The sequence below is a fragment of the Rhodothermales bacterium genome (assembly GCA_013002345.1).
Classification (GTDB): domain Bacteria; phylum Bacteroidota; class Rhodothermia; order Rhodothermales; family JABDKH01; genus JABDKH01.
Genome location: JABDKH010000358.1, coordinates 14,535 through 27,551, shown reverse-complemented (window position 1 = coordinate 27,551; position 13,017 = coordinate 14,535). Strand labels below are relative to the sequence as shown.

Sequence of the window (13,017 nt, the reverse complement as noted above, 5' to 3'; positions counted from 1 at the left end):
TGAACAGAATGTCACCGCCTACCGGTGTCCATGCAAGACCGGTTGCAACACCCGGTACCTGTGTGCGGAGGGCCACTTCCGAGAAGTACTTCTTTGCCCCAAGGTAGTCCTCCAGTTCATTCTCCGTTACTTCGGCCGACTTTGTCTTTCCGACAGCAACATTCTTTGCGACGCCTCGCGCAACGGATCCAATCGTGCGTTCAAGTTGACGAACGCCGGATTCCCGCGTGTAGCCATCGATGATTTCCCGAATCGCACCGTCGGTGATGGCGAATTGATCATCCTTCAGGCCGTTCTCGGTGGTCTGACGAGGGACCAGATACTGCCGGGCGATCTCAAGCTTCTCTTCCTGCGTATAGCCGGTGATCTCGATCATCTCCATTCTGTCGCGAAGCGGATTCGGGATCCTGTCGAGATAGTTGGCCGTGGCGATGAAGAGGACGCGTGACAGATCGTAGTCGAGCTCGAGGTAGTGGTCGTTGAACGTATGGTTCTGCTCCGGGTCAAGCACTTCGAGAAGAGCACTCGATGGATCGCCGCGGAAGTCGGCCCCCAGCTTGTCGACCTCGTCGAGCATGAATACGGGGTTGGCTGTCCCGGCACGCTTCATTCCCTGAAGGATTCGGCCCGGCAGAGCCCCAACGTAAGTTCGGCGATGCCCACGTATTTCCGCTTCGTCCCGCATGCCGCCCAGACTCATCCGGACAAACTGACGATCCAGCGCCCGTGCGATGCTCTTGCCGAGGCTCGTCTTGCCTACTCCGGGCGGTCCATGAAAGCACAGAATCGGTGCCTTCATGTCGCCTTTCAGCTTCAGTACGGCCAGGTATTCGACGATGCGTTTCTTCACCTGGTCGAGTCCGAAGTGGTCCTCATTGAGGATGTCCTCGGATCGCGAGATATCCAGCTGATCTTCCGAGAACTCCGACCACGGCAGGTCCAGAATCCAGTCGACGTAGTTCCTGGTCACCGCATAGTCGGGTGATGCCGGATTGGAACGGCTGAGCTTCTCGAGTTCCTTATCCAGGGCCTTCGTCACGTGCTCGGGCAATTCCTTCTTCTCCGCCTTCTCGCGCAGACCGGCCACTTCAGTCGCCGACGCCTCGGACTCGCCCAACTCGTCCTGAATGGCTTTCATCTGCTGGCGAAGAAGGTACTCGCGCTGTTGCCGGTCCACGTCCGTCTTTACGCGGGAGCGAATTTCCTCGGACAACTGCAACACCTGGATTTCGTGATCCAGATGGTCCATCACCTGATCTGCCCGCTCGATAAGGGAGATGGTCGCGAGCAGCTTTTGCTTGTCTTCTACCTCCACCTGAAGGTTGGAGGCGATGAAGTGAATCAGGAACGTGGGCGATTCAATATTCTGGATTGCGAACGCGGCCTCGCTCGGCAGATTGGGTGACATGTGCACGATCTGAATGGCCAGTTCTTTGATCGAGCGGATTCTCGCGGTGAGTTCAATGTCATCCACCTCGAGCTGCTCGTCGATGGCGCTGACTCGCGCCTTGAAGTACGGCTCGATCTCGATGTACTCTTCGATTCGAAAGCGACGCTTGCCCTGAATGACAATCGATTTCGAGCCATCCGGCATCTTGATCAGCTTCAGTATTGTCGCGACCGTTCCGATCTCATAGAGATCGCCGGGCTCGGGGTCCTCGACTTCACTGCTGCGCTGAGCAACAACGCCAACGAGTCGGTCGCCGGCGAACGCCTCTTTGACAAGATTCAGTGATGCGTCCCGCCCCACCGTTATGGGGAGCACCACGCCGGGGAAAAGCACCGTATTCCGAAGGGCGAGAATCGGAAGCGCATCGGGCACCTCCGTCCGGCTCATCTCCTTTTCCTCATCCGGCGTGGGGAGGGGAATACTCTGTTCCGGGTCTTCGTCCTGGGTCAACCAGAGGGGTTCGTACGTCATGTAATGGGTGCGGGTGCTCGTGTGGTTCAAGTCAGGCGTAACGCGCGCAGTGTCAAGTAGGTGCCTCTCGCGTCGCGACAGCGTGGTGGTCAAAAACTGGGCCAACCGGGATATCCTGCCAATGTGTCCGCCGTATTCATGATGCGGTTCGTGTCAGAGCGTCACCCGTCCGGCGATTGACGACGCAGGAGCAGCTTGATGGCGGACTCGAGTTGATCTCCTCTGAAGGGTTTTGAAATGACGATGTCAATGTTGGCGTCAGGCTCGCCGACATCGGTATCGCCGGTAATGAGTGCTATCGGAATGTCTGGCAGGACGCTTCGGACCGCCATTGCAAACTCGCGGCCGGCCATTTCGGGCATTCCCTGGTCCGTGAAAATAAGGTCGAAGGACTGGCTTTGCAGGATTTCGAGGCCGATCGGCCCCGATTCGGCCGTCGTTACCTCGTGTCCTTTGAGGCGAAGCAATCGGGCCAGCACGTTCCGGACCATCTCCTCGTCGTCAACCACAAGAATCTGTGCAGGCTTAGCCATGACCGTGTCTTCGACGGCCTCGACTGCGTTCGTATCGACGTCTGCCGCCGGAAAGCTCACGACGAATGATGTTCCGTAGCCCAGCCGCGTCTCGACCTCGATGTCACCGTCGTGCTCCTGTACGGTGCCGTAGCAGACAGCCAGCCCCATTCCCGTTCCACGCTTTCCCTTGGTGGTGAAAAGCGGCTCGAAGATTCGTGCACGGACACGGTCCGTCATTCCAGTGCCAGTGTCTCTGACAGACACGAGAACACGGCGCTTTTCGTCGGGATTGATCTGGATGGCGATCTTGCCACCCTGCGGCATCGCCTGCACGGCATTAAGAATGAGATTGACGAACACATCCCGAAGCTCCGAGGGTGAACCGAGGATGGGCGGCACGTCGCCTGTTTCGAGCGTGGCGTCGATCACCACGCCCTGACGTCGTGGCTCGTTGTACCAGTACGGCTTCGTCAAGGCCACGGCATCTTCCACGATCTTTCGCAGATCAACGGGTTCGAAAGCACTCTGGCGCTCCTGTCGGATATATTGCTGAATTCGCCGGACGAGGGTCGCGCCGTCTAGCGACGCCTGTTCGATGGTCTGAAGATGCTCCGAGCCGGCTACGGAACCAGGATCCTCCTCGGCGACTCTTTTCAGCAGTTCAGTATGTCCCACGATTCCGCTTAGCAGATTGTTGAAGTCGTGTATCATGCCCATCGTCATGCGGCCCAGCGTCTCCATCCGATGTCGCTCCGTCTGACTCAGCATCCATGACGTGGGCTCGGCAAGCACCTCACCGGTCACCATGATGGCGAGAACATCGTCGCCCGATGCGGGAAGCATCACAGGAAGGAAATGAATGAGGACGGGGATGGCCTGGTCCCGGGCTGGATGCTGGACCATGAACAGACGGTTGGTGACCAGTGAACCCGACGCGGCATCGGAAGTGTAGTCTCGAACCAGCTCCTTGTCTGGATCCGGGAGTCTCAACCACACATCATCCTGCGGACCGAATACAGTTTCCCACGCGTGATTAAGGGCGATACGCTCGCCGGACGGGAGGAACGTAGCCACCAGCAGCTCCGGCTCCAGCGAGAATGAGGTTTCTAGGGCCGCCATCAAATCATCCTTAAATTGGATGGGTACACCCGTGTCGTCGGCTTAACGCCATCTTGACTGGACCGCGACAACATTCAGCGGGACGGTAGGTTTCAGTGCCGATACGTGAGAAAACTCACAGCTAAACGTAACAATATTCTGCAAGGTACGCCTGACATGTGGCACGAGAACATTCTGGGGACTATCGGCAACACGCCGCTGGTCAGGCTAACCAACGTCGCGGCGGGCATTCCCTGCACGGTACTGGCCAAAGTCGAGTTCTTCAACCCGGGTGGCTCGGTAAAGGACCGCATCGCCACCACCATGATTGAGGGAGCGATTGAGCGAGGCGATCTCAGGCCGGGTGGTACCATCGTCGAGGGTACCAGCGGGAATACAGGAGCAGGAATCGCGCTGGCGGCGATTGCGATGGGCTACAAATGCGTATTCACAACGACCGACAAGCAGAGCAAGGAGAAGATCGACGTGCTCAGGGCACTGGGGGCGGAGGTGCGCGTCTGTCCGACGAACGTCGCCCCCGACGATCCGCGTTCCTACTATAGCGTCGCGCGCGCACTGGCCGATGAGATTCCGAATTCGGTGTACCTCAATCAGTACGATAATCTCGATAATGAACGCGCCCACTACGAGACCACGGGTCCCGAGGTGTGGAACGACACCGACGGACGAGTTACCCACTTTTTCTGCGGTGCAGGAACTGGCGGTACGATATCTGGCACAACGCGTTACTTGAAAGAAAAGAACAATCGCATCAAGTCCATCGGGATCGACACTTTCGGCTCTGTCTACTACAAATACTTTCACACGGGCGAGTTCGACGAGAAAGAGATCTACCCTTATCTCACGGAAGGTGTTGGCGAGGACATCCTTGCCGGTAACATGAACTTCAAGGTGATTGACGATTACGTCCGCGTAGACGACAAGACGTCGATGATCATGACACGTCGTCTGGCGCGAGAAGAGGGCCTGTTCGTTGGCCAATCATGCGGTCTTGCCGTTGCAGGCACGCTCGATTGGCTGCGTGACCATGCTTCCGAGTTGAATCCGGACGATGTTGCAGTAGTCGTATTGCCGGACAACGGCTATCGCTATCTCAACAAGACGTACAGTGACGACTGGATGCGCGGGCACGGCTTCCTGGATTACACGGAGGCAGTCACGGCAGATCGAGTGCTGCGCTCGCGATCGGAGCGGAGGAAGGTGTATGTTGTCGCTCCCGACGATACGCTCGGTGAAGCGATCGATTACATGACGGATTTCGGGATCTCCCAGCTACCCGTCGTTGAGGGCTCGACGGTTGTCGGCAGCCTGAATGAGTCTGCAATCCTGAGCCATCTGATTGAACATCCCGGAGCCCGTTTCGAGCATGTCGGTCGCGTCATGAAGGAGCCGTTTCCCATCGTTTCGCCCCGGGTAGAGATGCAGGAGCTCTCGGCTATGCTCAACGCGGGGAACGGCGCCGTCCTGGTTGCCTCCGGCGAGGACGGGCATTTCGAGATTATCACGAAGAGCGATCTTATTGAGACCCTGGCTTCGGCCGGCCGGGAGTCGTCAAACGGACAAAACAAAGGCACACAATGAATCAGAAGGATCCGAGTACCAGCGCGGCCCAGTCGCAACTCAACATCGAACTGAGCGAGGAGGTTGCTGAGGGGATCTACTCGAACCTCGTGATGATCGCGCACTCGCCAGAGGAGTTTATTCTGGATTTTATTCGTGTGATGCCCGGAGTTCCAAAGGCTCGAGTAAAGAGCCGCATTATTATCACGCCGCAGCATGCCAGGAGACTGCTCAGCGCTCTCGCCGAGAATATTGACAGGTACGAACGAAGCCACGGCGAGATCATTGAGCGAACCCCGGCGGGGCAGCCCATCCAGTTCGGCGGCCCGAGTGGCGAGGCGTAGTAGACTACTTCCGGGTTCCGAGGAGCACGAGCAGGCCCACGCCTAGAAAGATTCCGTGAGGTAGCCAGGAGGCTACAATGGGAGAGAGGGTCTCGGTGTATCCGAACGGCTCGATGAATTTGATCAGAGCGAGATAGATAAACGCCGTTGCGAGACCGATACCGATCTGTATCGCCTGTCCACCGCGTCGCCTCACCGCGGACATAGGCACACCGATGAGCACAAGAATGAAGCTCGCCAACGGATACGAGAACTTCGAGTAGTACTGGACACGGGCCTGACCAAGATTATCAGCTCCGGATCGCTTCAGCGACTCGATATGCTCGGACGCTACCGGAATTGTCATTGACTCGACGTCTTTCTCCGAACGTGCAAAATCGAGCGGAAAGACCGTAAGCGTGGTGTCGAACACGGGCATCACCGTCCTGGTCTCCCCGCCGTCGGTTCTGAACTTGCGCCTGACCGCCGACTGGAATCGCCACACTCGCAGGCTGTCTATCCACTGCATCCGGACGGCATCTATTCGCTCGGTGAGTCGCTGCGCACTGTCATATCGCTGCAGTGAGGCTGTGGTCCCCATGTCCGATGCACGATCGAAGTACGATACAGTCACGACGGTGCCGGGACGCTCCTGGCGGTGTATGTGGTTGACGTCGATCTGGCGAGGAGCATCTTTCATGTAGCGCTCTTCGAAGTCGAGCCTAACGGCATTTGTCCCGGGCACCACATAACCGTTGAACCAGAACATGAAACCGGTGATGACTACGGCTGCGCTCAGGTATGGCAGCAGAAGCCTCTGCAGAGAGACGCCGCTGGTCTGCAGCGCGGCGAGCTGCAACTGTTGGGCAAGGCGTCCGGTCAGGTACACGCACGACATGAACACCGCAAGCGGGGTCGTAAGCTTTATGATCTCGGGGATATAATTGGGATAGTACACGAGAAACACGTCCCTCATGCGCGCCCCGCGGTCCATGAAATCGTCGACGTATTCTACATAGTGCAGGACAATGAAGAAGACGATCAGCGCAGCGACGAGGAGGGTGACGCTGAGCACAAAGCGCTTCAGGATGTGCCTGTCAAATGTCGTGAGCATCAAGGCCTCGCGAAAAACGTCGCAAACCGTGCCGTTCGGTGGCGGAACGGTTCGCTCTTGCTGGAATGTGTAGCCCGGTGGAGCGTACTTTCAAACTCCCCAAATCGATCCAAGATACGGCCATATGAAGCTTCACGAATATCAGGCGAAGGAGATCCTGTTCAAATTCGGCGTCACGACACAACCCGGGGCCGTTGCGACGACGGTTGACGAGGCTGTGGAAGCGGCCCGCAAGATCGCGGCCGAGTCGGGAAACGACCTGTTCGTCGTGAAGGCTCAAATCCACGCCGGGGGTCGCGGGAAAGGCGGCGGAGTCAAGCTCGCCAGAGGTGTGGAAGGAGTGAGAGAAAAAGCCGAGGCGATTCTCGGGATGATGCTGAAGACCCATCAGACGGGGCCCGAAGGCCAGAAGGTGCGCAAGGTCCTTATCGCCGAAGCGGTCGATATCGAGAAGGAATTCTACGTCGGCGTCACCCTTGATCGCCAGCGGAATGCCAACGTGATCATGGCATCGACCGAGGGTGGGGTAGAGATTGAATCGGTAGCAGAAGAATCTCCAGAGAAGATTCTCAAGGAGTGGGTAGACCCGGCGATTGGCCTTCGTGCGTATCAGGCGCGTTCGCTCGCGTTTGGTCTAGGTTTTACAGGCCAGGCGCTCAAGTCGGCCACGAAGTTTATCTCGGCCCTGTACAAAGCATTTGAAGAGTCAGATTGCTCCTTGGCTGAAATCAACCCGCTCGTTCTCACAAAGCAGGGCGATGTGCTCGCCATCGATGCGAAAATCAGTCTGGATGAAAACGCTCTGTTCAGGCATCCGGCGCTTGCGGAGCTGCGCGACATTCATGAGGAGGACCCACTGGAGGTCGAGTCGACGAACTTCGGACTGAACTATGTCAAGCTGGATGGAAATGTCGGCTGTATGGTGAATGGTGCCGGTCTGGCGATGGCTACGATGGACTTGATCAAGCTCGCGGGCGGTGAGCCGGCGAATTTTCTTGATGTCGGCGGAAGTGCAAGTGCGGAGACGGTTGAGGCGGGTTTCCGGATTATCCTCAAGGATCCCAACGTCAAGACGATTCTCGTGAACATTTTTGGTGGCATCGTTCGCTGCGATCGGGTCGCGCGCGGCGTTGTTGAAGCGGCTCACAATGTGGGTATCACGGTACCGCTTATCGTGCGTCTGCAGGGCACGAATGCGGAGGAAGGGAAGCAGATCCTTGACGATAGCGATATCGAACTTCGAACGGCAACCCTGTTTCGGGAGGCTGCAGAGAAGGTCAATGAGGCATTGACCTCCGTTACGGCGTGACGCAATCGCCACAGTCGTCTGGCGACAAGTCAGGTCCCAGGACCGCACCCGGATCGGAGGGGGATGGTGTTCTCCTCAACGAGGTTACCAAGAGGTTTGACTCGACGATTGCCGCCAACGGTGTAACGCTTCGTGTTGGCGAAGGCGAGCTTCTGTCGCTTCTCGGTCCTAGCGGCTGCGGCAAGACGACACTGCTGAGAATCGTTGCGGGATTCGAGCAGCCGGACAAAGGTTCGGTAATTGTGCACGGCCGCGACGTCACCGCGGACCCGCCACAAGAGCGTCCGACAGCGATGGTCTTCCAGAGTTACGCGCTCTTCCCGACGATGACGGTCGGAGGCAACGTGGAGTACGGTCTCCGTGTACGACGCGTCCCGAAGTCCGATCGAAGGCGTCGCGTCGCGGAGGCGCTGGGTCGTGTGGGTCTCGATGGTCTCGCCGATCGTCCGGTCACGATGCTGTCGGGCGGGCAACAGCAGCGGGTTGCGGTCGCCCGCGCACTGGCGGTCGAACCGCAGGTCCTCCTGTTTGACGAGCCGCTGTCGAATCTCGACGTGGAGTTACGGGAACGAACCCGGGAAGAGCTTCGGGCACTGCAGCAACGACTTGGTATTACGACCATCTACGTAACTCACGATCAGGAGGAAGCCCTAGCGCTGTCTGATCATCTCGGCGTCATGAATGGCGGGACGCTCATCGAATTTGGTACGCCGCGCGAACTGTACGAAAACCCACAGACTGCCTTCGTGGCCCGATTCCTGGGCGGCGCGAACGTGATTTCCGATCCGCGAGTCGTTCAGGCGTTGACCGGGCAAGAGTCAGCGCCGGGAATGCGACTGGCGGTCCGTCCTGAGCACCTCGAACTCGTACCGGAATACGCCGGGCTTGAGGTCCGCCTTTTAAGTCAACAGTATCTCGGTGCTGTGGTAGAGTACAGGGTGGCCGCGGGCGACTGCGAAATGCGCGTCCGCACCGGAACGAGCGAAACTCACGACGCTCCGGTCGCCATTAAGGCAAGCCGGTGGAACTGGGTCGCTGAATAAGCTCGGTGGAGTCGGCCGGAGGCAGCGGCGCTACGTAGCTACAGGCCGCTCAGGCGCGTGAAGCGTCCCTGTACGTCGTCACGGGGCTGACGGAGACGTAGTAGATCGGCGAGATGGCCGCTCTTGACATGCAGGTCGAAGCCGTAAGACTGAAAGTCTCCGAACGGGATCCAGTTGATCGACATCTGCCAACACTCGAAATCGCGATAGAGTGCGACGGTCGTGGTGACGATATCTCGCTGCTCAAAATCGTACCCGGTTCGTGCCGATACTTTCCAATTCGGCGTCAGATTGAAATCGACGCTTGTGTTCAGAATGGCACGCCGGATCGATGATGTTCCGCTTCGCGTCAGTCCGTACGTGAAATCGGCCGTGAGCGACCACGGGATGGAAAAATCGCTGTACGCCGTACTGCCAACAATCTGGTTCAGCGTCGGATCGAGTCCCGGCGTTGCGACGGGACTGAATGGATCAGGGTTCGCCCGGGGATTCTCGACCGGTCTCTGCGCTCCCGAACGTCGACCACTTCGAACCGACGTTCTGGCGGAGATGGAGAACTGTGTAAGTCGAGCGAGATCCAGTCCGCGCAAATTGAACACATAATCGTCGACGATTCGGCCAGTGTCATCCACATTGTATGGCGAGAATGTCGATCTGAAATTCAGGTCCAGTTTCCCGAGGATGCTCGTGCGCGCCGAAAGCGAGATGTCTCCCATTCTCAGTGAGTCGGCCGCAAAGTTGTATCGACTGCTGATGTCCAGATTCAGAAGCTTGGTTGTTCTTGCGGGCCCGGTCTGTGTGGAATCGTCGGCGACTCGTTTGGTCTCGAAGGTATTTGACACGGAGTAATTCAGTGCTCGCTGCTCGCCCCGACGAACGCCGCTCACTATGGCATACGTAGTCGGTGCGCCGGTGGTGTCCGTCCATGTACGTGTATAGCCCCATGCGTCGGAATAAAAATCCGGTTGATAGCTGAACCCGACCGTCGGTCGGACCGTGTGTCGAAGTCCCGAGTATGGACCTACGCGAAGTGGAAATATTCCGTAGAACGTCGTGTTCGCCGAGACTCCCGACGAAAACTGCCGGAGTGCAAAGAAGCCGGACTCCGACGAAATAGCAGGTCGATTTGTCGAGTCGACAAGTGTCCGTCGTTCCGTCCTGATGAACCAGTCCTCCTCGTAGTTGAAGGACGGTGAGAGGTTGAGACGGATGCCACCGAGAAGCGGAAGACGATTCAGCGTAAACGTTGCCGTGATCGGGATGTCGTGAGATGCCTTTGCTTGGAACGGCGTATCACTTCCCGTTGCTCTCCGATATTTGTCGGCCGAGAACATCGCATCGTACCAACTGATGTCGGTCGCGGACGTATCTCCGCTCGCGATCAGCACATCGTCCGAGAGTGGAGTGAAAGAGTACACGTTCGAAGTGTTAAACGTGTAGCGATACGACAGCTTTTCGAACCATCGTTCCTTCTCACCCGGTCCACGCGAGTCGCGAAGGAATGGCTTTCGAGTGTTCTGCGAAAAGTTCAGGTTCGGTATTGTAAGGCTGACGCTTCCCGTTTCGAAAGACTGTCGCTGGTTCAAGTTGACTGACACGTTGCGTCCGCTGCCGGGCCATGACTTCCTGTACGCGATAGCGGACGAAACCGTCTGCCGCGCACGGTCGTCGTAGTTTTCCGAGACCGCACGCAGATACCCGGACGTCGTCAGGTCGACGTTGGCGCTAAGAGAGGAAGTGGGATTGAGCGTTTGCGAGTGGTTCCATCTGAGCGATGAGGTTCGGTTAATCCGGAAGTCGGGATCACCGGACTCGCCATTTCTCAGTCTGGCCAGGTTCAGGTTCAGGCTTCCGTTGTAGTGATAGCGCCGACTGTACCGAAAGAGGGTAGCTGCCTGCAAACTCCCGCGGCTCCAGGCGCCCAGTTGTAGTTGCAGGTCGGTGTAGTCGTTGAGTGCCCAGTACCATCCCCAGTCTCGGAGATAGAAGCCGAATTCGTCCTCACCGTACTGCGGTGGAAGCGGACCTGAACGGCGGCCCTCCATCGCCGGCAGCAGTCCAAAAGGCAGCCACAGCGGCATCGGAATATTGAAGATGTAGAGTTGGATCGGCCCGGTGTACACCCACTTCCTGTTGACCACCTTCATCTTGCTCGATCTCAGCGAATACGACGGGTCATCTACACAATCGCAAGTCGTATAGACACCGTCCTTGATGTACAGTGTACTATCCTCTGTCACCTTGGCGATGTTGGCCCTGATGAACCCTTCCTCGAAGTCAGTTCTTGCCCCGACGACCCGTCCTCGTTCGGTCGACATGTTGTAGGCCATTCTGGTGCCCGCGAACGTTTCGGAGCCCTGCTTGAAAGTCGGCATGGCCTCTGTGGACGAACCGGACTCGGACCCGTACGCTCTGAGTTCGTTTATCTTGAAGAAGATGTCGATGCCTTGCGCCTGCAGTTCTGCATCCTCGTACTCTACCCGCGTATCTCCGTAGAGTCGACCGATGTCTCCGTTCGTGCTATCGATGCTCAGCACCAGAGAATCCCGCGCTACAAATTTGACGACACTCTTCAGGCTGCCAGAGTCGGACGTTGGGGCTTGTGCCGAAGCCGGTGCGGCGGGGGGGGCGAGCGCCACCGAGTCGACTTCTTGCGCGAGGCTCTCAGTTGCACCGCACAGGGCGAGAGCCAGGATCAGTGCAAAGGAGACGCGTGCTGGACCTGAACACGTGGGGATCGCGGCGGCAGGGTGGACCGTCGATTCTGCCTCAAGCGGAGGGGCGGCTGCGTTCGACGGGGTCCTCGCTGTCCGGCGGTTGTTCATCTAGGTATTCGAAGATCAGGCGGGCGGCTCCAAGCATACCTACCTCGTTTCCGAGGGTTTCTTGGATGACCAGCAGATTCTCTCGCAGGCCGGGAGTGACAAATCGGACTATCGCGCTGCGGGTAGCATCAAGAATGTAGTCGCCGGCTGCGGACAGTCCTCCTCCTACGACTATCGTCCGGATATCGAGAAGATTTACGCAGGAACCAAGAACACACCCCAGTTTGTGTCCGGCCCATGCGAGCACTTCGCGGGCTCCTTCGTCGCCGGAGCACGCAGCATCGTAGAGCATCTTTGGCGTGATCCCGAGCAGGTCTTCCTGTGCCATGTTGTGGATGACACTGTCGTCTCGCGTCATGAGTCGATATCGGGCGTGGCGAGAGAGGAAGCGTTGACCCAGGTAGGCCTCGATCGCGCCGGCCACACCGGAGCGAGCGAATGGTCCCTCGTAGTCAATCGTCATGTGTCCAATCTCGCCTGCACCGCCGGTCGACCCGCGGAAGATGCGATCCTTGTAGATGATGGCTCCGCCGACTCCGGTACCCAGCGTGATCATGATGAAATCGTCGTATGGGCGGCCCGCGCCATAGAAGGCCGATCCGAGCGCCGCGGCATTCGCATCGTTCTCGACGAGGACGGGCAATTGCTCGCCGAGCCGTCGCTGAATCTCGTCACGGACATTGATGTCCATCCACCCCGGGAAGTTGGGCGGTCTGCGAACCGTGGCGCGAGTCCAGCCTATCGAACCGGGCGCCCCGATGCCAACACCCTCCACCGATGCAGAGGGGGCGTATGATCTAAGTTCGCGAACGACGGTCGTTATCCGATCGAGTACGTGAGACGGGCCTTCGTCACTCTCGGTGTCCAGCGTATGCTGATGCACCAACCCCTGACCGCGCTCAACGAGTGCTCCCTTGATTGAGGTTCCGCCCAGATCGATTCCGATTGCGTACATGAGCGTCACACTCTACGAAGATGACTAGTCGGCGGTCTCGATTCGGTAGACGGTCTCTTCGGGCTTCTTCATGTGGTACTCTTCGCGAGCGATCTGCTCCACACGTTCATCGGAAAGGCCTTTTTCAATCTCGGTTTCCAGGTGGCTGATCTCGAGTTCCAACTCCTCGTTGGCCTGCTGCAGTTGGCCCAGCTCCCGGTGCCATGCAATTCGCTTTACAAGCGAGTGGCTGTCGAAGAATGTCAGCCAGACGATGACGAACGAAATCGCTGCAAGAACGAAACGCTTGCGAACCCGAGGTTCCTTCAGCCATGTGAGAAGTCCGATCTCCAT

The 13,017-nt window shown here is 57.9% G+C and carries 10 protein-coding genes; 4 read left to right on the top strand and 6 right to left on the bottom strand.

The genetic code is table 11. The features are described 5' to 3' along the window. Together lon and HKN37_16995 are read right to left on the bottom strand one after the other, a co-directional pair. Positions 1–1,921: endopeptidase La (gene lon / locus HKN37_17000; protein NNE48353.1), on the bottom strand; the 1,921-nt coding region annotated here is incomplete at its 3' end. Between the two features lie 161 nt (positions 1,922–2,082). Next, the gene (locus HKN37_16995) at positions 2,083–3,555 is read right to left on the bottom strand and encodes a response regulator (GenBank protein ID NNE48352.1); all 1,473 of its coding nucleotides are present in this window, start codon (positions 3,553–3,555) and stop codon (positions 2,083–2,085) included. Positions 3,556–3,711: 156 nt separating this feature from the next. Here HKN37_16995 and HKN37_16990 point away from each other — a divergent pair, with 156 nt between their 5' ends. Both HKN37_16990 and HKN37_16985 read left to right on the top strand, forming a co-directional pair. Continuing rightward, positions 3,712–5,136, top strand: a complete 1,425-nt coding sequence (locus HKN37_16990) for a pyridoxal-phosphate dependent enzyme (protein NNE48351.1) — start codon at positions 3,712–3,714, stop codon at positions 5,134–5,136. Then, on the top strand, positions 5,133–5,459 hold the full coding sequence (locus tag HKN37_16985) for a DUF3467 domain-containing protein (GenBank protein ID NNE48350.1): 327 nt from the start codon (positions 5,133–5,135) through the stop codon (positions 5,457–5,459). Before HKN37_16990 ends, HKN37_16985 begins: the two co-directional genes overlap by 4 nt. Positions 5,460–5,463: 4 nt before the next feature. On the opposite strand, the gene HKN37_16980 is transcribed toward HKN37_16985, so the two are convergent. Beyond that, entirely contained in the window at positions 5,464–6,552 is a 1,089-nt protein-coding gene (locus HKN37_16980; GenBank protein ID NNE48349.1) for a YjgP/YjgQ family permease, read from the bottom strand. Between the two features lie 124 nt (positions 6,553–6,676). On the opposite strand from HKN37_16980, the gene sucC reads away from it, so the two are divergent. After that, on the top strand, positions 6,677–7,861 hold the full coding sequence (gene sucC / locus HKN37_16975; GenBank protein ID NNE48348.1) for an ADP-forming succinate--CoA ligase subunit beta: 1,185 nt from the start codon (positions 6,677–6,679) through the stop codon (positions 7,859–7,861). Next, positions 7,858–8,904, top strand: a complete 1,047-nt coding sequence (locus HKN37_16970) for an ABC transporter ATP-binding protein (GenBank protein ID NNE48347.1) — start codon at positions 7,858–7,860, stop codon at positions 8,902–8,904. The genes sucC and HKN37_16970 overlap by 4 nt, the downstream gene beginning before the upstream one ends. A gap of 38 nt (positions 8,905–8,942) precedes the next feature. Here HKN37_16970 and HKN37_16965 read toward each other — a convergent pair whose 3' ends face one another. From HKN37_16965 to HKN37_16955, 3 genes are read right to left on the bottom strand one after another with little or no spacing between them, the layout of a single operon-like run. Then, a complete protein-coding gene (locus HKN37_16965; protein ID NNE48346.1) occupies positions 8,943–11,729 on the bottom strand; it encodes an LPS-assembly protein LptD in 2,787 nt (928 codons plus the stop codon). Next, positions 11,674–12,684, bottom strand: coding sequence for an ROK family protein (locus tag HKN37_16960; GenBank protein ID NNE48345.1), 1,011 nt, complete (start codon positions 12,682–12,684; stop codon positions 11,674–11,676). Before HKN37_16960 ends, HKN37_16965 begins: the two co-directional genes overlap by 56 nt. 24 nt (positions 12,685–12,708) lie before the next feature. Beyond that, positions 12,709–13,017, bottom strand: coding sequence for a septum formation initiator family protein (locus tag HKN37_16955; protein NNE48344.1), 309 nt, complete (start codon positions 13,015–13,017; stop codon positions 12,709–12,711).